Annotated in this window: 18 protein-coding genes and 1 pseudogene; 16 read left to right on the top strand and 3 right to left on the bottom strand. The window is 46.4% G+C overall.

The features are described from left to right. The first annotated feature begins 65 nt into the window (after window positions 1-65). The 7 genes from EDM21_RS10500 to catA all read left to right on the top strand — a co-directional run bounded on the left by EDM21_RS10500 (window position 66) and on the right by catA (window position 6,499). Entirely contained in the window at window positions 66-392 is a 327-nt protein-coding gene (locus EDM21_RS10500; RefSeq protein WP_201280770.1) for a hypothetical protein, read from the top strand. Window positions 393-656: 264 nt separating this feature from the next. After that, complete coding sequence (locus EDM21_RS10495; protein WP_157335324.1) at window positions 657-1,340, top strand: response regulator transcription factor; 684 nt, start codon at window positions 657-659, stop codon at window positions 1,338-1,340. A gap of 13 nt (window positions 1,341-1,353) precedes the next feature. After that, on the top strand, window positions 1,354-2,400 hold the full coding sequence (locus tag EDM21_RS10490; protein WP_157335322.1) for a sensor histidine kinase: 1,047 nt from the start codon (window positions 1,354-1,356) through the stop codon (window positions 2,398-2,400). 142 nt (window positions 2,401-2,542) lie between these two features. Then, window positions 2,543-3,328: an ABC transporter ATP-binding protein gene (locus tag EDM21_RS10485; protein ID WP_157335320.1), complete on the top strand. Its 786-nt coding sequence runs from the start codon at window positions 2,543-2,545 to the stop codon at window positions 3,326-3,328. After that, window positions 3,315-5,246, top strand: a complete 1,932-nt coding sequence (locus EDM21_RS10480; protein ID WP_157335318.1) for an ABC transporter permease — start codon at window positions 3,315-3,317, stop codon at window positions 5,244-5,246. The genes EDM21_RS10485 and EDM21_RS10480 overlap by 14 nt, the downstream gene beginning before the upstream one ends. Before the next feature lie 23 nt (window positions 5,247-5,269). Continuing rightward, window positions 5,270-5,611 carry a YxeA family protein gene (locus EDM21_RS10475; protein ID WP_157335316.1) on the top strand — a complete coding sequence of 114 codons (342 nt, stop codon included), beginning with the start codon at window positions 5,270-5,272 and terminating at the stop codon, window positions 5,609-5,611. A 228-nt stretch (window positions 5,612-5,839) separates the two neighbouring features. Next, a complete protein-coding gene (catA, locus tag EDM21_RS10470) occupies window positions 5,840-6,499 on the top strand; it encodes a type A chloramphenicol O-acetyltransferase (RefSeq protein WP_157335314.1) in 660 nt (219 codons plus the stop codon). Between the two features lie 191 nt (window positions 6,500-6,690). Here catA and EDM21_RS10465 read toward each other — a convergent pair whose 3' ends face one another. Further along, the gene (locus EDM21_RS10465) at window positions 6,691-7,497 is read right to left on the bottom strand and encodes a phosphotransferase (protein ID WP_235918131.1); all 807 of its coding nucleotides are present in this window, start codon (window positions 7,495-7,497) and stop codon (window positions 6,691-6,693) included. Between the two features lie 490 nt (window positions 7,498-7,987). On the opposite strand from EDM21_RS10465, the gene EDM21_RS10460 reads away from it, so the two are divergent. The 3 genes from EDM21_RS10460 to EDM21_RS10450 all read left to right on the top strand — a co-directional run bounded on the left by EDM21_RS10460 (window position 7,988) and on the right by EDM21_RS10450 (window position 13,166). Further along, on the top strand, window positions 7,988-10,450 hold the full coding sequence (locus EDM21_RS10460; RefSeq protein ID WP_157335312.1) for a response regulator: 2,463 nt from the start codon (window positions 7,988-7,990) through the stop codon (window positions 10,448-10,450). Between the two features lie 292 nt (window positions 10,451-10,742). Then, on the top strand, window positions 10,743-11,735 hold the full coding sequence (asnA, locus tag EDM21_RS10455; RefSeq protein ID WP_201280776.1) for an aspartate--ammonia ligase: 993 nt from the start codon (window positions 10,743-10,745) through the stop codon (window positions 11,733-11,735). Between the two features lie 372 nt (window positions 11,736-12,107). After that, on the top strand, window positions 12,108-13,166 hold the full coding sequence (locus tag EDM21_RS10450; protein WP_157335308.1) for a flavin-containing monooxygenase: 1,059 nt from the start codon (window positions 12,108-12,110) through the stop codon (window positions 13,164-13,166). Window positions 13,167-13,193: 27 nt separating this feature from the next. On the opposite strand, the gene EDM21_RS10445 is transcribed toward EDM21_RS10450, so the two are convergent. Beyond that, the gene (locus tag EDM21_RS10445) at window positions 13,194-13,730 is read right to left on the bottom strand and encodes a DinB family protein (protein ID WP_157335306.1); all 537 of its coding nucleotides are present in this window, start codon (window positions 13,728-13,730) and stop codon (window positions 13,194-13,196) included. An 81-nt stretch (window positions 13,731-13,811) separates the two neighbouring features. Continuing rightward, on the bottom strand, window positions 13,812-14,729 hold the full coding sequence (locus EDM21_RS10440) for a WYL domain-containing protein (RefSeq protein WP_166541935.1): 918 nt from the start codon (window positions 14,727-14,729) through the stop codon (window positions 13,812-13,814). 319 nt (window positions 14,730-15,048) lie between these two features. On the opposite strand from EDM21_RS10440, the pseudogene EDM21_RS10435 reads away from it, so the two are divergent. From EDM21_RS10435 to dcuC, 6 genes and pseudogenes are all read left to right on the top strand, one after another. Beyond that, a pseudogene (locus EDM21_RS10435) lies at window positions 15,049-16,662 on the top strand (endonuclease); the annotation flags it as partial. Between the two features lie 255 nt (window positions 16,663-16,917). Further along, the gene (locus EDM21_RS10430; RefSeq protein WP_157335304.1) at window positions 16,918-17,388 is read left to right on the top strand and encodes an NUDIX domain-containing protein; all 471 of its coding nucleotides are present in this window, start codon (window positions 16,918-16,920) and stop codon (window positions 17,386-17,388) included. Window positions 17,389-17,750: 362 nt separating this feature from the next. Further along, the gene (locus EDM21_RS10425) at window positions 17,751-18,725 is read left to right on the top strand and encodes a LacI family DNA-binding transcriptional regulator (protein WP_157335302.1); all 975 of its coding nucleotides are present in this window, start codon (window positions 17,751-17,753) and stop codon (window positions 18,723-18,725) included. A gap of 13 nt (window positions 18,726-18,738) precedes the next feature. After that, the gene (gene rbsK, locus EDM21_RS10420) at window positions 18,739-19,623 is read left to right on the top strand and encodes a ribokinase (RefSeq protein WP_166541934.1); all 885 of its coding nucleotides are present in this window, start codon (window positions 18,739-18,741) and stop codon (window positions 19,621-19,623) included. A 71-nt stretch (window positions 19,624-19,694) separates the two neighbouring features. After that, window positions 19,695-20,621 carry a ribonucleoside hydrolase RihC gene (gene rihC / locus EDM21_RS10415; protein ID WP_157335300.1) on the top strand — a complete coding sequence of 309 codons (927 nt, stop codon included), beginning with the start codon at window positions 19,695-19,697 and terminating at the stop codon, window positions 20,619-20,621. 34 nt (window positions 20,622-20,655) lie between these two features. Beyond that, the gene (gene dcuC / locus EDM21_RS10410; RefSeq protein ID WP_157335298.1) at window positions 20,656-22,086 is read left to right on the top strand and encodes a C4-dicarboxylate transporter DcuC; all 1,431 of its coding nucleotides are present in this window, start codon (window positions 20,656-20,658) and stop codon (window positions 22,084-22,086) included. Window positions 22,087-22,285: the final 199 nt, after the last annotated feature.

The following is a 22,285-nucleotide window of genomic DNA, read 5'->3' as shown; positions in this document are numbered from 1 at the left end:
TAAATAACGGCAGGTTTGAGATGATGCTACGGATTGAAGATGGAATAATCAAAAGCTCTTGGTGAATGAATTCAGGCGAAGGCCTTCATAAGCCCGTGTTTGGATTAACTATCGATGAGTTATTAAGGAGTGACGAAGAGTTGACAAAAAAGGTGATAAAAGAAAGCAAGCAATTAGCTCACCCGAAATTAAAGTTTCTGTTTGATGTCTTCATTTCAATAGGCCTTGTGCTGTTGGTGGTCAAGCTCGTTGTCCTCTTCTTAAACAAAGTAACTGCGATGGAGATTGGATTATATGGCGGGTCATTCTTTTGGAACTTCGGTTCTTTAATTTTAATGGTTGGCGGGGGAATCGGCTCCAGCATGCTAAAAGAAAAATATAAACAAGACTAATCAGACGACAAGGATTCGCGATTGGATCAGAAACTTGCCGGAACTGTATGAGACGCAGGGGCACGAGAAAGCCTTAACCACTCCAATATATGCTCAGCTGCGGCGAAGGACGGCGAGAACTTTATCGTCGTTTTTTTAGCTTTTGAATAACAGCAGATCCCAATAAATTGTACCTTTATTCGATTAAGGGGTAGGATAGCTCAATACATGTTATTATTTTTGTTGAGTTTTGACTAAGCTTGGAGCTTAAAGGAGGTTTAATCGATGGAGTTTAATATATTTGTAGTTGAAGATGATGATGCGTTATTTGAAGCGTTGAAAACAGGACTGGAAACATGGTCGTTTCGTGTTACGAGACCGAATGATTTTGATGAGGTTATGCGTTCGTTTCTTGATCAGCAACCTCATCTTGTTATCATGGATATCACGCTCCCTAAATTCGATGGTTTTCATTGGTGCAGAGAAATCCGCTCCGTCTCCGAGGTGCCTATCATTTTCCTATCCTCACGCGATCATCCTTTAGATATGGTCATGGCGCTTAATATGGGAGCGGACGATTTCGTCCAGAAACCATTTCATACAAACGTGCTGTATGCCAAAATTCAAGCTATTCTTCGCAGAACTTATGCTTATGGAGATAGCCAGACAGATATTCTCGAATGGAACGCTGCCTTGATTGATTTGAAACGAGGTCTGATCCGAAAATCAGACGTGGAAGCAGACTTGACAAAAAATGAATTTTTTTTGTTGATTGCACTGGTGAAGGCAAACAATGTCGTTATCTCACGCCATGACTTGATCCGTAAGCTATGGGAAGACGAGCAGTTCGTGAACGATAATACCCTTACCGCCAATATCACCCGTTTGCGCCAAAAATTAGAACCGCTTGGACTTTCAGACGCGATTGTGACAAAGAAAGGGATGGGGTATATGGCCATCACTTTATAGGAGGAATAGTGCAATGTTAATCCGTTACATCGCTTCAAGAAAAAGCTGGATTTTGATGTTTGTCGGGCTGCTGGGTTTGACCGATTTACTTATCCTTATCGAGCAAGGAATACATGTGGAATTTACATCTTTCCTTTATTTAAATGCTTTATATATAAGTTTATTTCTTGTTTTTTTCCTATGGCGTTACAAGAAAGAAACCAAATATGCAGCAGCGATACTCAAGCTGCAGAAAGTTATGGACTCGGACTGGATAGAGAGCCTCCCCGAACCGGATAATGAACTGGATAGCATAACGAACGATGTATTACGAGAGGCCTTTTACCAGTTCAAACGAAAGCTTTCTCATTATAAAGAAGCCCAGTTGATTGAAAATGATTTTACTGCCTCCTGGATTCATGAGGTTAAAACCCCTCTTACCGCTATAAAACTGATTTTAAACGCACGGCCGAGTGATCCGGACCTACGTAGAATCGAATCCGAATGGCTGCGGATCCATTTGCTCATAGACCGTCAGTTGTATATGACACGTCTTCCTGCCTTGGAATCGGATTACGTGCTTGAACGAGTTTCTATACAACGTCTTGTTGCAGAAGAAATCCGGGAACTGGCTCCTTGGTGTATGGAGAAAAATTTGGCAGTCAGCATCGAAGGAGATGATGCCAGGGTCGTTACGGACCGCAAATGGTGCCGGTTCATTATCCGGCAATTATTGACCAATGCCATTAAATACAGTCCAGAAGGCAAGGCTATTACATTCAGGACAGCGATGACGGAAAAAGAGAATGTTATCCTAGATTTGATTGACGAAGGTCCGGGTATACAACCGCATGACCTGCCACGTATTTTTGATAAAGGATTCACAGGCGGGAATGGAAGGATTCATAATGCGGCTACCGGACTTGGGCTCTATCTTGCTCAAACTGTAGCAGGGAAAATAGGTGTTGCACTTCATGTCCTACCTGGTCAGACGCAAGGTACGACGATGCGAATCACTTTTACGGATCCCAATGCATTCGAAACGGTTAGAAGAGGACAAGAGGACAATATCCCGTTATAAGCAGCCAAGATTATTCTTGACTGTTTTTTTTATGAACATGACAAATTTGTCATCTACCTATTCAACTCGTCACCCAGAACGTGCGACAAGACGGGGAGTTCAACGTACACTTAAGCTACAATCAATTTTTGGGAGGTTCAACATGAATGCATCGAATGAACGTGAAACGGTTTTACATGCTCACAACGTTCACAAATCATATGGCTCAAAGGGCGGTGCCCAACAAGTATTAAGAGGAATAGATTTACGTGTTCTCCGCAAAGAATTTGTAGGAATTATGGGTCCCTCCGGTTCGGGGAAGACAACCTTGCTTAACGTACTTGCGACTATTGACCGGACAACAGATGGCACGATTTTAATCGAAGACGAAGATATCTCTACCATGAGTAACACTGCTCTTTCGGCTTTCCGCCGCAACAAGCTCGGATTCATCTTCCAGGATTACAATCTTCTTGACACGTTGACAGTAAAGGAGAATATCCTCCTGCCACTATCACTTAGCAAAATAAGCAAACAGCAGGCAGAGAACGAGTTTATAGCGATAGCGGATGTTCTGGGAATTCAGGAAATTTCACAAAAGTACCCATTCGAAATATCAGGCGGCCAAAAACAACGCACTGCAGCTGGACGGGCCCTTATTCACCAGCCTTCCATCATCTTTGCAGACGAGCCTACTGGCGCATTAGATTCCAAATCTGCTTCATCGTTACTGTCCGTAATGGAGGAGGTAAACCGGAAACGAAAGGTCACGATTATCATGGTCACGCATGATCCAGTCGCATCCAGCTACTGTAACCGTGTGGTGTTCTTAAAGGACGGGAAGATTTATTCCGAACTGTATAGGGGAGAGAAATCCAGGCAGTCGTTCTTCAAAGAAATCATTGATGTGCAGGCTGTTTTGGGAGGCGACCATATTGACAGTATTTGAATTAGCACTTCGCAGCATGCGGCAAAATGTGAAGCATTATTATTTGTATTTCTTCGCTTTAATTTTCAGTATGAGTCTGTTCTTCGTCTTCTCTTCCCTGCAGCACGATCAGCAGGTTCAGTCCATGCTGGAATCAAGTGATAAATTTCTGGTAGCTTTTCAGTCTGCAGCAATCCTGCTTATTGTAATTATTGTAATATTTACTATTTCATCTAACCAAATTTTTCTGCGTCGGCGCAGCCGTGAAATCGGATTGTACCAGCTCATCGGTCTATCCAAAGGCTGGGTTGCCCGTTATTTAATCATTGAAAACGTACTACTCGGTTTTGCTGCACTAATCGCAGGGATTATCTGTGGAGCATTGGTGTCACGTTTGTTTGTCCTGATTTTAATGAAATTACTCCGTTTGGATGGGATGCCTGCCATTGACTTTTCCTTACCCGCAGCCTTTGATACGGCAATAGTCTTTGTTCTCGTCGTTGTTATTACTTCCGTTCAAATGATAATCATGATATATCGCAGTACGCTGTTAAATTTATTTCAAGCCGATCAGCAGCCTGACTTATCCAGCCGGCCTCCGTCTATTCTCACGGCTATTTATGCCGTGCTTGGTATTGTCCTTCTTGGCTATGGCTATGAATTATCGGGTCGGATGGTAGACGAACAATTAGTCTTAAATGCGCTCCTGGTACTTGCCTCTACTATAACAGGGACATATATATTATTTCGGGTGACGATTACAGGGTGCTTCTTCTGGCTTCGCAAACGGAAAAACGGACATCTTGGCTTGTATAATAGCCTGTCACTTGCTCCGCTGATGCACCGGATGAAAGGTAATGCCAACTCGCTCACCCTGATTACAATATTATCGGCTTTAACAATCACTCTGGTTACTATGGCCTATTCTGTTTACTACTCTGCGGAGCAAGATACCCGTATGGCGATGCCTTATGATTTTTCGTTTGAGAACAGGCAGCTGGACGCGCAGTCGTTCACAACCGAGCTTGAGCGCGAAGGAATTAACTTCAGCTACCTACCCATCGAGGCGGTCCGGACTACTGGCGTTATTCTTAATCCGCTTGATAAATCCAGTCATATAGAGAGAAACTTGTTGTGGCTTCCAGCCGAACAGCTTCTAGGAACAGGGAAAAAGCTGTCCGTGCCTCCACACGGCGAGGCTGTAGAATACAATGCATCGGCACATACTGCATTTGACGACAGTGATTTCTCCAAGCGTTACCCAACTAAAATTGAGTTGGAGTCAAATGGACAGACAGATAGCTATCCGTTAAAAGAACTGGTCGTGGAAAATCTCGTGAATTCGGATATATCCGGTAATCAGCTTTTAGTGTCTGAAAATACGTTAAGAGAAATTCAGGATAGCATGTCCAGTACTGCTGGTTATGAGAGAGTACAGTTAGATACGTATCGTATTTCAGACAAAGAAGAGCTTGCTTTAGCTTCCTCTCTTTATCAGAAATATAATCCTGACGAATATTCTACGTCCGATTTTTATTCACAGTATAAACAATCGCTTGAGATTTCAGGATTATTAATTTTTATAGCCGCCTTTCTGGGACTTGCATTCCTTGCCTCTACCGGCAGCATCCTGTATTTCAAACAAATGACTGAGGCGGAGCAGGAAAAACAGAGCTTCAGAACACTTCGGCAGCTCGGATTTGACGAGAAGATGATTATGAAGGGCATTGCGCAAAAGCAGGTCGTTGTGTTTCTTCTCCCGCTATTCATTGGTATGCTGCATTCATTCTTTGCAATTAAAGCTGCTTCATTCATTATTATTTCAGACATTACCATTCCAACCGTTATTTCGATAGGTGCCTATACTTCCATATATGTTCTGTTCGCTCTCTTCACGCTTGATTACTACCGGAAAATCGTTAGAAACGCTATGTTATAACAACCATTAACGGAGGTATATTTATGAAGAAAACAGTTATTTTTATCCTTATCACTGTAGTGATTTGCTCTGGACTCTATATAACTTTCAAACGGGATTTTGATCAGTTCAACCCGCTGTATAAAGAACAGTATGTCTATGCAGCAATCACTAAGCCTGACGGAATTGAAGGTAAAGATGAACGTGTCCGCTACAGATATAATCTGTCAGGTTACACAGCGCAGGGAGAGAAGAAAAAGATTACTTTCTCTTCAAGCAAAGAATTGGAACAGGCTGCTTATGTTAAAGTGCTTTCCAAGGGAGCATATACGAAGGAATGGATTTTAATACAGAAAGAGGAGATTCCAAACAATGCTTTGAAATAGGGGTTAATTGCTACGGTGTCCACTCCGGTGATTCTGTGCCTCACGCCAGTCTATTCCTATTCTTACCGCGACTTATCAGGTATGGAATAACTTTGCCGTTGCAGATGATATACTTAGGTAGGAGCAATAGCAAAAATAATTTGTTGGGATTGTGATGAGGGTATGGTTAAAGCAGTGGATGGGACCTCCTAAAACAAAAAAATGCTATAATTTTAGGAGGTATAATAAATGATTTTTAAACCGATTGTCATTGATACATGGAGTAGAAAACCCTATTTTGATCATTATTTAAACAATGTTAGATGTACCTACAGCATGACTGCAAATATTGACATTACCAAGCTGTTGATAGAACTTAAGAATAAGGGGATTAAGCTGTATCCGGCGCTAATCCACATGATAACTACAGTGGTAAACCGGCACTCTGAATTTCGTAAATGTTTTGATTCTGAGGGAAGGCTAGGGTATTGGGACAGTGTGTCTCCTAGCTTTACAATTTTCCATGATGAGGATAAGACTTTCTCCAGCATTTGGACTCCGTATGATGAAGATTTTAATGAATTCTACAGTCGTTATCTCGATGATATGGAAAAGTACGGAAAGGTTAAACAATTTGCCCCTAAAACAAATGAGCCACCTAATACTTTTCCCATTTCCAGCATTCCGTGGGTCAGCTTCACGGGCTTTAATCTGAACGTCTATAACGAAGGAACGTATTTGTTACCCATCTTTACAATGGGGAAATATTTTCAGCAGGACGAAAAAATATTGTTACCTTTATCAGGACAATTTCATCATGCCGTTTGCGACGGGTATCATGCCGGTGTGCTGTATAACGAGCTGCAATTGCGTGCAGATATTTGTAAAAAGTGGTTGCCAAACGATTAACTAGCTAACATATTCCGCTTTGTCAGTTCAAATTAAGCAGCGGCAGTCTGGGACTTATTTTTAGGTCCAAGGCTGCCGCTTTTTTTGCAGGGATAAAAAGCTCTAGACTCAGAGGTTAACGGGTATTAATGTTTGCAGCAAGTTTTTCTATCGAGGCTACAATACTCGCTGAGCTATAGTTCCTATGGAGTCTAATGGACTCCTCCATTTCGCTGAATGATTAGATCTATCTGATGAATAAAATCGTCCGCAAGTTCAAGTTGTTTACATGCAAATGCCAAATCTCCGTTGCCTGCAAGGGCAAAATCCAGATTACCTAATGTAGACATTAGTATACGTGCGGTAATAGCAAATCCAAAAGCTTCCAGATCGGTTCCATTGTTAATTTGGCTTAATACATACCTAAAGGTTGGCTCCTGAACCCCGTTGTATAAGGCAAGATTACCAACAAATGAAGCCAGGTCCCAGTATACAGGCATCAGGGATAAATCTTCAAAGTCCGCCCAGATCCAACCCTCAGTACTGGGTAATAAGTTTCTTGTATGGGCATCCCCATGACACGGTATTAGCAAACTTGTATCGAAACGCATCTGCCTATCAACTTTTACAAACACATTTAACAGTGCTTGTATACGCTGATCGGGATGTTTCATCAATCTTTTAGCCGATTGACATGCCCGCTCCCAAACTCCAAGTAAAGGAATTTCGTCTGAGAAGTCTTTTAAACCTCGTGAAAGTGTATTTACTAACTCAACGGCTTCGCTTGGTGAAGGTGGTTTTAATTGTGTGGGCGGAACATACTTCCAAAAGGTCGCCCATGTACCACCAATATCGTATGGCCCTGCATCAATGTGATCAGATGGTAATAATACGGGTATGCCCTTCGAATGAAGGTGACGTGCTGCCCTTAACTCACGATCAAGTATCTGGTATGCATGGTCTGCATCTTCTTTTGAAATGACAGTGGCTATTCGGGCAACGATTGGATAAAGATCCAAATGAATGATCAGGTTCCCGGCACTACTAAGCTCGATAGGTGTGACCTTATTTAATCCAGCTTTCTCTGCTAGTAATCGTACTTCTGAAATAAGTTTTCCTTTAACCGACTAAAACAGCTCCTCAACTGTGTATAAAAATAATCTTAGCACCATGACTGTATGACCGATAGGTGCAAAACCTTTAATAATCAACTATCTTCCAACTGTCTTCTATTCCTCATTGTTCAGAACAGTATTCCTCCTTTAACATTCTTCTTTCCAACGTCAAGGGACTTGATTCTCAGACGATCTGAGACAAGTCCCTTATTCTGGTCGCCCTGTTTTGTTGGAGATATCGCGAAACTATGCTAGATTTTAGAGAAGGTAAAACAGATCAAGTGATCTGATTAGGTTAATTACTGGGTAATGTATGTAATCGATAACTTTTGCAGCAATTTTTAAAGCATTTTATATATAAGGCAGTATTCAGCATTCAAACGGGGGCTAATTGATGATAGAGGAGCTCGAAGAAAAGTTGTACCGGAATTTAGATGAGGCAGCGAAACATGTTCTGTCTATGGTCAGCGAGCTGATTAAAGTGAATACCTTTTTTGTTGCGAGTAACGATAAGGTATCCAATACGATATTCAAAGTGTTTAATCGTCATGAGCAGCTTATTGAGGAAGGGACGGTACTTCCTTATGAGCAGACCTATTGCAGTCTAGTGATCGAAGAAGGGGCGAAGCCCCTTGTGATTGAAGATACGACGGCACATCCTTTAACCTGCGGAATGGGTGTTACAGCAGCGTTGGGAAGCTGTTCGTTCATCGGCGTACCCATCTGGCACAAGAACGGGCAAATCTTCGGCACGATCTGTGCGATGGACCGGGAGCCGTATACGTATACCGAACGGGAAATCAGTCTTCTGAATTCCATGTCCATGTTTCTTTCTTACGTGATTGAATTAGAGAACTCGGTGGAAGAATTGCAAGAAGCCAGGCATGAAATCATGCAGGCCAAAGAGGTGGCGGAGCGGGCCACACAAGCCAAAACCGAATTCCTAGCGATGATGAGTCATGAAATACGTACACCGATGAACGGGATCATGGGCATGACCAGCCTGCTTCAGGAAACGGATCTAACGGAAGAACAACGGGAATACACGGAGATTATCCGCGGCAGCAATGAGTCTCTGCTCTCTATCTTGAATGATATTTTGGATTTCTCAAAAATGGAGTCAGGCAAAATGGTATTGGAGCATCAGCCTTTTGACCTCAAGTCCTGTGTGGAAGACATCTTGGATTTATTTGCTTCCAAAACGGTTGGAAAAGATGTGGAATTGGTTTGCTATATTGATCCCGATATACATCCGTTTCTGATGGGAGACGTGACCAGGCTTCGTCAGGTGCTGGTGAATTTGGTCGGCAATGCCGTGAAATTTACGGAGTCAGGTGAAATCTTAGTTTCAGTCCTTAAAGGGCCTGGAAAGCATTCAAAAGCCTCCGAGCTGTATGTAACGGTTCATGATACAGGGGTGGGTATTCCTGCGGATATGCAGAGCCAGTTATTCCAATCGTTCTCACAAGCCCATATGCCTAATAAGAAACGCCGCTATGGGGGAACCGGTTTAGGGCTTGCGATATGCAAGCAGCTGGTGGAACTTATGGGCGGCCGAATCTGGCTAGAGAGCCGGGAGGGAATCGGATCTACCTTTCATTTTACGATTGCAGCTGAGAGCGCGGATCTCTTTCTGGAGAATGAAAATAAGGAACTTCTGCTGCGGCACAAGCGTGTGCTCATCGTCGACGATAACAGTACCAATCTGAGGATCTTGAAGACGGTGCTCGAAAGATGGGGCATGTATGTGAAAGCGACTGTTTCAGCAAGAGAAGCGCTGCTTTGGATTGAGCAAGGAGATATTTTTGATCTGGCGATTATTGATATGCGAATGCGGGAAATGGATGGAATTCAACTGGGACGCAAAATCCGGAAGCACCGTACTCCCGAAAGTTTGCCTATGATCGTATTGACTTCCGTGGGTACGGACCAGCAGGAGCTGGATTTAAAGGCGGTTTTTGCAGCGGTTGTCACTAAGCCGGTACGCGACCAGCAGTTGATAGAGGTTATGTTATCCAGTTTATTCGAGAACCACGCGGTACCGGCTAGAAAATCGATTCCCTCCTTATTGGACGCGACACTGTCCGAACGTCTGCCGATGCGGATTCTGGTGGCTGAGGACAATGCCGTCAACCAAAAACTCCTCCTTCGCATTTTGGAGAAAATGGGCTATTCGGCCGATGTTGTCGGCAATGGTCTGGAAGCGGTACAGGCATTAGTCCGGCGTCATTATGATCTGGTCTTTATGGACGTTCAAATGCCGGTAATGGATGGCCTGGAAGCCACGAAGATGATTGAGCAGCGCATCGGCCGTGCACAACGTCCTGTCATCATTGCCGTAACCGCTAATGCTCATAAGGAAGACAAAGAGCTGTGTCTGGCAGCGGGAATGAATGATTATATGAGCAAGCCCCTGCGGCTCGATGACGTCCAGCGATTACTCGAATACTGGGCCAGAGAGATACGCTTTTCTACATCAACCAACGAGGCTGTAGTGTGCGAAAGCGAGAATATTATTGATGTAACCTTGGTTCAGGAGCTCCGCAGTCTGGATGAAAACAGGTCGTTCTTTGACGAGCTATACCGGTTGTTTGATGCCGAAGCGGCCTCTTGTATTAAGCAAATTCATGATTTGTGGAGTAAAAAGGAACTCGCTCAATTAGCATCGAAGGTTCACATGTTAAAAGGGGTCAGTCTGAATGTGGGGGCGGCCCGGCTTGCTCATCTCTGTAATCATTTGGAGCAGGAATTAAAACATGCCGAAGAAATCGAAGAGGTCATTCAAGAACTGCAAGATGTGTTCGAACAGACTAAATTCCAGCTGGATAATTTATCCGGTCTCCCTGGAAGATTCTAAAGCAGCATGTATGGATACAAGAAAGTGCCGATGATTGTGTCGGGCTTTTTTTGTTTATGGGGATTTTTATTGAGAATATTTAACATTTAAGTAATTTACAACAAAATTTCCTTGTGGTAATATTTCTTTAAACAAAAGTAAACTCTTCGGATAAGTGAGTATACAAAAATAATCGTGAGAATCCAGTTTGTGTTCGTTTGAGTGTGGAAATCAGAGCTTTCTCGTGAATCTAAAAAATTAAAGGGATAAGAGGAAGATATCTATGAAAATTTTGGAGAACACGATCCGATTGATGGAGCCTTACACCGCAAAGCTAAATGTGAAGGAAACCCAGAAGGCACTGAACACGTTAAAGCAAGCGTTTGAGCTGCATCTCTCCACGGCTTTAAATCTGACTCGCGTCAGCACGCCGCTCTTCGTCTTGTCCGGCACCGGTATCAATGATAATTTGAACGGCATGGAGAGGCCGGTTCAGTTTACTGCGCTGGAGCTGGGCGATCAGTCCCTTGAAATCGTACATTCGTTGGCCAAATGGAAGCGGATGGCGCTGAAGCGGTATGGTTTTGAACAGGGAGAAGGTCTATTCACCCACATGAACGCAATTCGCAGAGATGAGGGGCTCGATCATCTTCATTCGATTTATGTGGACCAATGGGATTGGGAGAGAGTGATTGACAGGCAGGAGCGGACATTAACGACCCTTCGGCAGACAGTCGAGAAGATTTACGGTGCTATGAAGGAAACCGAGCGCGTTCTTGTAGAGCAATACCCTGGCTTAAACCGCAAACTGCCGGAATCGATCACGTTCTTAACCGCTCAGGAGCTAGAGAACCGGTTCCCGCATTTACCCGCCAAAGAGCGCGAAGATGCGATTACCCGGGAATATGGAGCGGTATTCGTTATGCAGATCGGAGGTAAGCTCGAGTCGGGAATTCCGCATGACGGGCGGTCACCTGATTATGACGATTGGCAGCTTAACGGCGATATCCTGGTATGGAACCCTATTCTGAAGAGTGCTTTCGAATTATCCTCGATGGGAATTCGTGTGGATGAGGTTACACTGCGCCATCAATTGGAGGAAGCGGGATGCCCGGAGAGATGCACGCTGGAGTTCCATAAACAATTGCTGGAGGGGCAGCTTCCGTATACGATCGGCGGGGGCATCGGGCAGTCCCGTCTAGGGATGTTCTTCTTGGAAAAGGCTCATATCGGTGAGATACAGGCTTCCGTATGGCCTTCAGAGATGAAGGAAGTATGCGAGAGCGCTAATATTTTTCTGTTATAAAAAAGATACATGCGAATTCTGTTATGAACGAATACCCGTATATGCGGGTATTTTTTTGTTTATATATGGAACTATAGATGGGTAGGGTATATAATAGTTCTTACATAGGAAAATAAATCCAACATAGAACTAAATTCAATACGAAACTAAATTCAAAAACAAAACTAAATTCATCAGGAATGAATCGAAAAATACGATTGTTTATAACCCTGCAATCGTAAAGCCCACAAATCGGCCCGGTTGTTAACCGAGTTTACGGTATGGATGCACGCAGAGCGTCATGCCGAAGGCAAGGGCTAGAGATAGAGATAGAGATAGAGACAGGGATAGAGACAGAGACAGAGATAGAGACAGAGATAGGGGGAACTGACTTTGATTGAAAAAGAAGTTGTCGTTATAGGAGGCGGCCAGGCGGCCCTGGCAATCGGATACTATTTGCAGCAGAACGACCGCGATTTCGTTATTCTGGATGCGAATCCGCGAACGGGTGACAGCTGGCGGAATCGCTACGATTCCCTGGTTTTGTTTACTCCAAGGATGTACTGCAGCTTGCCTGGGATGCCCTTTCCCGGAGCCCAGGACGGTCTGCCTGCCAAGGATGAGGCTGCGGATTACCTGGAGGGGTATGCACAGAACTTTTCTCTTCCGGTCGTATCAAACGCAGAAGTCAGCTTGCTGCAGAAGAGGGCGGAAGGCTTCTATGTACGAAGCCATGCGGGGGAATTCAGGGCTCAGCAGGTAGTAGTTGCCACAGGCCCTTTTCAGCACCCCGTTATACCAGCCTTCGCTGCATCGCTCAGTCCTGACATTTATCAGGTTCATTCTTCCGCATACAGAAATCCTGCTCAATTAAATGATGGGTCTGTTCTGGTGGTCGGTGCGGGTAATTCGGGAGCACAAATTGCAGTGGAGCTGGCCCGGGAGCGGGAGGTAACCATTTCGTCCAGTCATCGCCTCAGCTTTAGGCCGCTGCAAATTTGGGGGAAAAGCATCTTCTGGTACTTCAATACATTAGGGCTGCTGCAGGCGGGCCCTGCCTCCAGGCGGGGGAGATGGCTCAGGAGACAGGCGGAACAAATCTACGGGCTGGAATTAAAAGAAGAAATCGAGGCCGGGCGGGTTCAGGTGAAAACCCGTGCTCTTCAAGCTGAGGGAAGAACGATCAGCTTTGAGGGAGGATCACAGCTTGTGGTGAACAACGTAATCTGGGCCACAGGCTTCCGTTCTGACTATAAGTGGATGGACATACCGGGTGCACTGGGAAGTAACGGAATCCCTAAGCATGAGGAGGGCGTGAGCCCGGTAGAAGGGATGTACTTCGTGGGCCTTCCCTGGCAGTCTGGCAGAGGCTCAGCTTTGCTGGGCTGGGTGAGCCGGGACGCCGAGTCTGTCACGAGGCACATCACCGCTGCAACAAACACCAAAAGCTGACTGCGGCCACGCAGTCAGCTTTTGGTGTTAGAAGGAGGCTGCCGTTCCAAGTGGGGCGGCGTCTTCCTGATACCAGAAGAGTGCATACTCCGTCATCGTGGAAGCATGACCCGTCTGGCGCAGCATGGTCGTGATATTCCCCCGGTGGTAGGTACCGTGGTTGACCACTTGGAAGACGATTTGGGATAGACGGATATCACGGCTATCTGCATAAGGATTGTCCAGCAGGATCGTCTTTTCCAGATCGGGCTGCTCCCCGAAGAAGGTAAGATACTTCAGCGTTAATTCTTTAAATAGGGCTTCCATCTCACTGAGGCTCTTGGACTCGATTTGCTGCTGCATTTCATGTCGCGCAGTCATGGATTCCATCATATCTTTACCGTTCAGAATGTCGAGCCACACGACATCGACAAGATAAATGTGAGCGAGCGCTCGGGACAAGCTGGCAAAACTGCTGCTCTGGATTTCCTGCGTGTAAAGCTCAACCGGCAGTTCCTTTAGCCGGTCGATAATCGTTTGGGTGGCCCAGGCATGGAAATGGTACATCGTTACGGGAGTGGTCATTTAGTATCGACTCCTTTGGATTCTCGTTTTATTTGTTCGTTGTTGATATCAGTATAGGAAAAGAAGTATGACAGCAGAGTGTCATACTTCCGAGTATGTTTTTAAAATTTTTTCGAGCTTAGTTTTTAATGCTTTTCTCAGCTCAAGGGGTTCCTTCACCTCGACGGTCTCACCGAAGCTTAGCAGCACCGGCAGCAGCCATTTGGCATCCGAGGAATTCGGAACTTTCAGTGTGATTGTAAGCGTGCCGTCGTCGTGGAAGGATTTGTCCATATCGTAAAAGTGATCCATGGCTCTAGCCAGCGCGTCAGCCGAAAAATGAAGCACAACTTCCTCCTGGTTGGCGGATTTTGTCCAGTCTGGGCCAGGATCTCTATTGTTCACGGCATGATCGTGTGTATATACCCGGTTCATCAGAGTTAAATCCGCCATGCGGGAGGTCCGGAATTCACGATAATCCATGCGGGTTTGGCAAAAACCGTACACATACCAGTTCCCGTGTTTGTAGTTAAGCTGGATAGGTTCGATTACGCGCGCTGCCCTCTCGTTCTTCATATTGATGTATTCAAATTCAATGATGCGCCGGCCTGTAATCGCTGTGCGGAGGAGGCGCAGCAGTTCATTGGAATGCTGGCGGCTTCCGAGATCCATCGATAAGCTTGATGCTGCCGGGCCGGAGCGGACCGTCTGCAGACGATTGATCGTGTCCAGAGCGCGCTCGTCATCAAAAACGGTGGACATGCTGTGCAGAATCGTGATGAGCGAGCCGACATCGTAAGAGCCGAGCAGGCTTTTGTCCATTTTGTATTCCTCCATGATTCCATAACCCCCATGAACGCCCTGATAGGAGACGACAGGTATGCCAGCGGCACAAATCGCGTCGATGTCACGGTATATGGTCCGCTGGGATACGCCGTATTTCTCAGCTAAGGCGGAAGCGGACAGTACTTCGTTATTGAGCAGCATGTATATCATCGAAATCAGACGTTCCAATTTCACGGTCATCATCCTGTCCGGTAGTTTGGTAAACGTGTTCAAATATTTCTTACATTGTATCATATCTTTTTCCAATTATTTGGCTCGCATTGCATATACTCAACCCTCTCAAGTAATCACGTCTTATTCCGCTAAGCGCAGGAAGATGTGCTTGAATAAGGAAGCAGGCGAGCCGGATTTGCTATCTTCGTGCCAGGGGAGAGCCATGCTGAATTAACACAAAAAACATCCAGACTTTACAAACAATTACCACTAATTGTTAATTGCGTGTGCTAAAATGAAATCGTTGATTTACAGTCAGATACCCAAAAGGAGGATGTTCATGGGAAACGTATTCGTCCGCTGGAAATCGAAACTGATTCAATCAGTACTTGCCCTGACGTTAGCGCTGCCGCTGCCATTCATAGTGGCTGGAAACGCTCAGATTGCTCTGGCCGAGGGGCCGGCAGACCCGGCTCCTTTTATTGAAGCGAAGGTTGTTAATGAGAATGCGGGGAAAAAGGTACTTTTCGACAACACCCATGAACAGACAGCAGGCGCGGCAGACTGGGTCATCGACGGGGCTTTCTCGGATTTCGGGAATGCGCTTGCGAATCAGGGCTACTATGTCAAGGAACTCCGCAAAACCTCTCCGATTACGCTCGGCGATCTGAGCGGCTATGATGTCTTTGTGGTTGCGGAAGCGAACGTTCCTTATAAGGTCAGTGAGCAGGCCGCGATGGCGGCTTATGTGCAGGGGGGCGGCAGCATTTTCTTCATCGGCGATCATTACAATGCCGACCGGAACAAGAATCGCTGGGACGGCTCCGAGGTGTTCAACGGCTACCGCCGGGGGGCCTGGACGAACCCGGCCAAGGGAATGAGCGCCGAAGAGACGGCATCTGCCGCTATGCAGGACGTCGCCAGCTCGGACTGGCTCGGCACGCAGTTCGGCGTCCGCTTCCGCTACAATGCGATCGGCGATGTGGCCGCGAGTAACATCGTCGCTCCGAGCCAGGCTCTTGGCATCACAGCCGGCGTATCCTCGGTCGCCATGCATGCGGGCTCCACGCTGGCGATTCTCGATCCTGCCAAGGCGAAGGGGATTGTCTATCTGCCGCAGACGAATGCGGCTTGGGCTAATGCGGTCGACCAAGGCGTCTATAACGGCGGCGGGGTCGCGGAAGGCCCCTTCGTGGCGGTCTCCAAGAAAGGCGCCGGGAAGGCGGCTTTTATTGGAGATTCCTCGCCTGTCGAGGATGCCACGCCGAAGTATCTGCGCGAGGACACGGGAGCGGTCAAGAAGACGTACGACGGCTTCAAGGAAGCCGATGACGGCGTGCTGCTCGTGAATACGGTGAACTGGCTCGCGAAGAAGGAGAGCTACACGAGCCTGTCGCAGGTCCCGGGCCTGCTGCTCGACCAGCCGACGGTCCTGCTGCCGATGGAGGCACCGGCAGCTTCGACGGAACCGCAGCCGGAGCCATGGGCCGCGCCGGCAGCGGGCTACAAGTGGTATGACCGTACCACTTTCAAGGCGGGCTCCTTCGGAGGCGGCAGCGGCGGCGGTCCCGGACCCGGCATTCCGGGCCAGGTCACGTACAGCTTCATCCGGCAGGCGGTTCTGCCCAACGCGCAGGACTTCCAGATCCGCGTTGTCGTTGACAACCTGCCGGCGGGCAGCACCGTGAGCGGCTATAACGCCGGCATTTATCTGGCTTCCGGCGGCACGCAGGTAGCCAAGGTCCGGGGTGCGGACGGGACATGGCCGTCCGCATACGGCTACAGCGCGGCGTTCAGCCTGACCGCCGACAGTACGGGCCGCGCTTACAAGGACCTCACGGTCCGGATCAAGCCGGGGACCAGTGGAGCGGCGAACTTGCGGCTTCGCCAGAACAGCACGAATTTGAAGACGGAGGCCGTCACGATCGGCAACGTCCCGGCTCAGCCTCTCCCGTAAACGAGCGGGGTTGTACGGGGGTAAGAGCCGTAAGGAGTCGTATATTTAAGCCGAGGCAGGTGGCAGGCGGGAATTGGCTGCGACCCCCTCTGGCGGAGAAGAAACAGCTGGAGTAGAATGGAATCACAAAAACCCGGTTTCTAAAAGGTTTTTGTGATTTTCTTTTTTTGTGCTGCGAGATCTGAAAAGACAGGAAATTATTCTTTACTTGTGTATAACTGACAAGCTCTTAATCGAGGAGGTTGCGAACCAATGCCAATGTCCGAATACTACAAAGATTTGCGACATACAATCGGGACACAAATGATTTTTAGTCCCAGTGCCGCTGCTGTAATCCGTAATGAACAAGATGAAATCCTATTTCAGCGCCCTGTTTCAAATACGGATACTTGGAGCTTGCCTGCCGGGGCAATCGAACTGGGGGAAACACCGGCAGAAGCGATTATCCGTGAAGTATGGGAAGAAACGGGATTACGGGTAACCCCGGTGAAGTTACTAGGCGTGTTCGGCGGGAAGGATTTCAGATTTACGTATCCGGACGGGAATCAGGTTGAATATGTTATATTACTGTTTGAATGCGTTGTTGACAGCGGAACTCTTGAAGCAATCGACGGCGAATCTGCTGAGTTGCGCTATTTCAGCCATTCCGATATGCCGGAGCTTCCCATCCCTTATCCCAAAGAGATATTCATCAAGACGGAGTCTGAACGTACTTTCTTTTAAGCCAGATATCTGGGTATAGAAGGAAGCCGGAGTAAATCGGAAATACTTAATTTATTTTGCCTACTCAGCAAACGGGTCTGCCAACTCCTTTCTGACGGGTAACTACGACTGATGTTTGTGAAAGTGTTCAAACTCAGAAACCGGTATATGAAGGGTAGGTAAAGAAATAAGCTTAACCTCAAGATGTACGGAATTAAGCTTATTAAGCACAGAAAACCGGATCGTTTCCTGCGTGTTGGACTTGTTCGGGTCGTGGGATTGGGGTATTTACTTTAAATGGATTCGAAATAGCGTTGACGCGCCATTTAATCAATAGTATATTATTTGTGTAACCGGTTACCTATGTAAGGTGGAGTGAAAAGATGACTTCCATTAAAGACGTTGCCAGAATTGCAGGTGTATCTGTTGCAACAGTGTCCAGAGTGCTGAACGATAAAGGATATGTCGGGCAGAATACCCGGGAAAAGGTTGAGAAAGCGATTAAAGAAACGAGCTACAAGCCTAATGAGGTAGCGAGAAGTTTGTTTAAGAAGCAATCGAATACGATCGGTTTAATTGTGCCCGATATTATGAATCCCTTCTTTACGGAGCTGGCGAGAGCGGTTGAAGATATGGCTACCAAATTGGGCTACAACGTTATTCTGTGCAACTCTGACGGGGACAAAGACAAGGAACAAGCCTATTTGGATGTACTGAAACAAAAATATGTAAATGGAATTATAGTTTCTTCCAATACGCTGACGGCTCTGCAGGTGGAAGAACTTAATGTTCCCGTAGTAAGTATTGACCGGGAAATCAGCAAAGGTCTGCCGACTATTGTCGTAGAGAACAAGAAAGGGGCCGTGATGGCTACACGTTTTTTGCAGAACAAAGGGTGTAGAAGAATCGGTCATATCAGAGGTTCCTACGGGGTAGCGAATGCAGAAGAACGTTATGAGGGCTACAAAGAAGTAGTTTCTAAAGAACCGTGGTTTAGGGAAAGCTTTATCGTCAACGGGGATTTCGATATGCAATTCTCCATTGAAGCGACGGCAGAGCTTTTAAGTCTGCATCCTGAAATTGACGGGATTTTTGCCGCGAATGATATTATGGCGATCGGCGCGATGAAAGCAGCTTACCGGCTTGGCAGGAAAGTGCCCGAAGAACTTGCCGTTATCGGATTTGACGGAATCAAGCTGTCCGAAGTGATGACTCCGGAGCTAACCACCATTGTACAGCCGATTTATCAATTGGGTGAAACATCGACTACGATGTTGATCAGCCTGATGGAGCAGCAGCCGATTGAACAAACGTATTATACGATGGCTGTGGAACTTGTAGAGAGAAAATCAACTTAAGGAGTATATCGCTGTGGAACAGAAACCTAGAATTACGGTTGTGGGCAGCATTAACATGGATTTAGTGACGATTACCACTCAAGTGCCGAAGGTAGGAGAGACTGTTTTCGGTAACCGGTTTCAAATGAATCCCGGCGGCAAGGGAGCCAATCAAGCCGTAGCAGCGGCCAGACTGGGAGCGCATGTTCAATTAATTGGTTGTATAGGCAAGGACGTCTTCGGCAAGGATATTCTGCGACATCTTCAACAAGAAGGTGTCGATGTAAGCAATGTGGAACCGGTTACAGGTTCGACGGCAACGGCATCAATCACTGTTTCTGACGGAGACAACAGTATTATTGTCGTACCGGCGGCTAATCAGTATGTAACGGCTGCATTCGTTGAATCCAAACGAGCTGTTATCGCCAACAGCGACATTCTCATTCTTCAGTTGGAAATACCGCTCGAAGGTGTGGAGAAGGCAGTTGAGATTGCCAAAGAAAACGGAGTTACAGTCATTCTTAACCCGGCCCCGATCCAGGAGCTGCCGTCTGAATTAATTCAGCGGATTGATTATGTTACCCCAAATGAACATGAACAAACCCTGCTCAAACAAGGGAGAAGCAAGGAAGAGCTGGATGGGAAACTGATCGTCACGAAGGGCAGTCAAGGGGTCTCGATTCGTGAAGGAAATAAGGAAATCAACATACCCGCTTACAGGATAGATGTGGTGGATACTACCGGAGCGGGAGATGCCTTTAATGGCGGATTGGCTTTTGCCTTGGCAAAGGGTATCCACCTGAGGGAGGCTTGCAAATTCGGAAATGCGGTTGCCGCATTATCGACGACCAAGCTTGGAGCGCAGACAGGAATGCCTACAGCTCAAGAGGTAGAAAAGTTTATCGGCAGTCAGGAGTAACCAGCTGCTGAAAGCTGTTCTTCTCCACTCGTTGCAATCGCTTACTACAATTATTCAGGAGGAATACAACCATGACCCAAACACCAAGACCTATAATTATTGACACAGACCCTGGAATTGATGATGCAGTTGCGCTTGCCATAGCGCTGTATAGTGAGGGACTGGATGTCCGCTTAATTACGACGGTTGCCGGCAATGTCGGACTGGAGAAAGTAACGTTGAATGCTTTGCGCTTACTGAAATTTTTCGGCAAAAATATACCGGTAGCCCTGGGGGCCGACAGACCTCTTATCAAGGAACCGATCGATGCAAGCGATATCCATGGATCTACGGGCATGGACGGGTTTGATTTTGAAGAGCCGACGGAAAACCTGGTGCTCGAAGAGCATGCTGTGAACGCCATGTACCGCGTCATTATGGCAAGTGAAGAGCCTATGACCCTGGTGCCGATCGGTCCATTAACCAATATCGCTCTCTTGCTGAGACTGTATCCGGAAGTGAAAGGCAAGATTGCTGAAATTGTATTAATGGGCGGTTCCACAGGACGGGGAAATTCGGGCGTGATGGCTGAATTTAATATTTTAGCCGATCCGGAAGCCGCCAAAATCGTCTTCCAGAGCGGCCTGCCCCTTGTCATGGTTGGACTTGACGTTGGATTGAAGGCTCTCGTATATCCGGAAGACAGCGAACAATTGAAGGATATGAATCAGACGGGCCGGATGATTTATCAGTTATTCCAGAAATACAGAGGCGGCAGCATGAAAACAGGGCTGAAGATGTATGACAGCTGCGCGATTGCATATCTGTTGCAGCCGGAAATGTTCCAGGTTGTGGATACATTTGTTGATGTGGAATTAGGCGGTTCTTTGACGACAGGATGTACGGTAGTGGATTTGAAAGGATATTTAGGAAAAGCCAGTAATGCCAAAGTATGTGTCGATTTGGACCCCCAGATGTTCAAACTATGGTTTATGGAAAGTCTGAAAAAATGCAACTAAGCTGAAACCCTATGAACAGGAAGGAAACAACACCATGGATTCTAACATCATCATGTATGCTTCTGCTATTGTAGCGGTATCCATAGTCATTTATATGCTAATCAAGAAAATGGATATCAAAATTACCTTGTTCTTAATGGGGATCGTACTCATATTGATCAGCATGGGGATGGGAAAAGAGATTGCCATTAAAGGCTTTGAATCGACAGGATCAATCTGGTTAGATCCGCTTCAAGTCATCGTTACCCAGTTCAAACAAACTTTTGGCGCGGCGGGCTTTATTGTCCTTATATTGGGCGGATATACCGCTTATATGTCTTCCATCGGTGCGAACGAAGTAACCGTAAATGCTTTAACTAAGCCCATTGCTAAAATCAAATCCGTCTATGTTCTCGTCCCGATTGTTTTTCTGTTAGGAAACGTATTGTCTCTTGTTATTCCGAGTGCTTCAAATCTGGCCATCATATTGCTTGCTACCCTGTATCCTATTATGAGAAAAGCAGGGATGTCTGCTCTGACGGCAGGGGCTATTATAGCAACATCGGCAACCATAGTGCCGACCCCGCTAGGAAGCGACAATGTTGCCATTGCGGAGGAATTAGCCAAACATTCATTGTTCGCCGGTATGAACGTGACGGACTATGTATTTAACTATCACGCGGTGGTTTCCATACCGACTTTAATTTTTATAGCAGTCATTCATTACTTTTGGCAGAAAAGAATGGATCGCAAAGAAAACCAGCTTACAAAGACTGGTCATGAGGAGAACATCGAAGCGCCTGTCGTCGCTGAAATCACCGGAGGCAAATTATATAAAACGGTATATGCGATTCTTCCCGTCTTCCCTATTATTCTTCTGTTAGTTGTGTATGCGGTTCAACTTACTACAGGCCAATCGATCAATATGAGCGTGGAAGTGGCCGCATTAGTATCCTTGATTCTCGCTATTGTGTGTGAATTAATCCGTCACAAAGGAAATAAGAGCGTCCTGGAGAAAACGGAAGCATTCTTTAAAGGAATGGGTGGAGCTATCCCTATTGTGGCCTTGCTGGTTGCCGCATCCGTGTTCGTAACAGGGCTGAAATCAATCGGGTTGGTTGATGAGCTTCAAACATCCATGCAACAAATTCAAGGGAATGGATTAGACTTTATTCTGCCTCTCATCCTGGTCGCGCTGACTGCTCTTATCGTCATCTTGAGCGGAAGCGGTACTGCCCTGATTTTCGCTATGGTGCCTTTGATCGTACCGTTAGCAGTTGCAGCCGGCATTAATCCCATTGCCATATCCGTTCCACTCGGTCTATCAGGAAACCTCTTCCGGGCCGTTTCACCTGTAGCTGCAGTTATTCTAATCGTTGCAGGAACAGTTAAGGCAGATCCTATTGCCATTGTAAAACGAACCTCTGTCCCTATGATTGCCGGAGTCGTTTTTATGTTCGTGCTCTCTATGATTATATTTTTATAAAATTACGCCTGCAGCCAGTTATCGTTCTTTTCGATGACTGGCTTTCTAGGCAAAAACCATCATTACCTTCTTGGAACGTTCAGAGAGGATGATCTGGCTGCTCTTCATGGAGAATTCGTGATCTTCAACAAGCGGCACGTAATTTATTGGGGCAGGCCGAGCCCAAGCAGGGTCAGTGTGGGCCCCTTTGCGGAGCTGG

The organism is Paenibacillus lutrae, assembly GCF_009757775.1.
GTDB lineage: Bacteria > Bacillota > Bacilli > Paenibacillales > NBRC-103111 > Paenibacillus_F > Paenibacillus_F lutrae.
This window is presented reverse-complemented; position numbering and strand designations above follow the sequence as displayed.

Excerpts from the sequence above, each read along its gene's own strand:
- EDM21_RS10500 (WP_201280770.1), top strand. The coding sequence starts at position 66 with ATGAATTCAGGCGAAGGCCTTCATAAGCCCGTGTTTGGATTAACTATC.
- EDM21_RS10495 (WP_157335324.1), top strand. The coding sequence starts at position 657 with ATGGAGTTTAATATATTTGTAGTTGAAGATGATGATGCGTTATTTGAA.
- EDM21_RS10490 (WP_157335322.1), top strand. The coding sequence starts at position 1,354 with ATGTTAATCCGTTACATCGCTTCAAGAAAAAGCTGGATTTTGATGTTT.
- EDM21_RS10485 (WP_157335320.1), top strand. The coding sequence starts at position 2,543 with ATGAATGCATCGAATGAACGTGAAACGGTTTTACATGCTCACAACGTT.
- EDM21_RS10475 (WP_157335316.1), top strand. The coding sequence starts at position 5,270 with ATGAAGAAAACAGTTATTTTTATCCTTATCACTGTAGTGATTTGCTCT.
- catA (WP_157335314.1), top strand. The coding sequence starts at position 5,840 with ATGATTTTTAAACCGATTGTCATTGATACATGGAGTAGAAAACCCTAT.
- EDM21_RS10460 (WP_157335312.1), top strand. The coding sequence starts at position 7,988 with ATGATAGAGGAGCTCGAAGAAAAGTTGTACCGGAATTTAGATGAGGCA.
- asnA (WP_201280776.1), top strand. The coding sequence starts at position 10,743 with ATGGAGCCTTACACCGCAAAGCTAAATGTGAAGGAAACCCAGAAGGCA.
- EDM21_RS10445 (WP_157335306.1), bottom strand. The coding sequence starts at position 13,730 with ATGACCACTCCCGTAACGATGTACCATTTCCATGCCTGGGCCACCCAA.
- EDM21_RS10430 (WP_157335304.1), top strand. The coding sequence starts at position 16,918 with ATGCCAATGTCCGAATACTACAAAGATTTGCGACATACAATCGGGACA.
- EDM21_RS10425 (WP_157335302.1), top strand. The coding sequence starts at position 17,751 with ATGACTTCCATTAAAGACGTTGCCAGAATTGCAGGTGTATCTGTTGCA.
- rihC (WP_157335300.1), top strand. The coding sequence starts at position 19,695 with ATGACCCAAACACCAAGACCTATAATTATTGACACAGACCCTGGAATT.
- dcuC (WP_157335298.1), top strand. The coding sequence starts at position 20,656 with ATGGATTCTAACATCATCATGTATGCTTCTGCTATTGTAGCGGTATCC.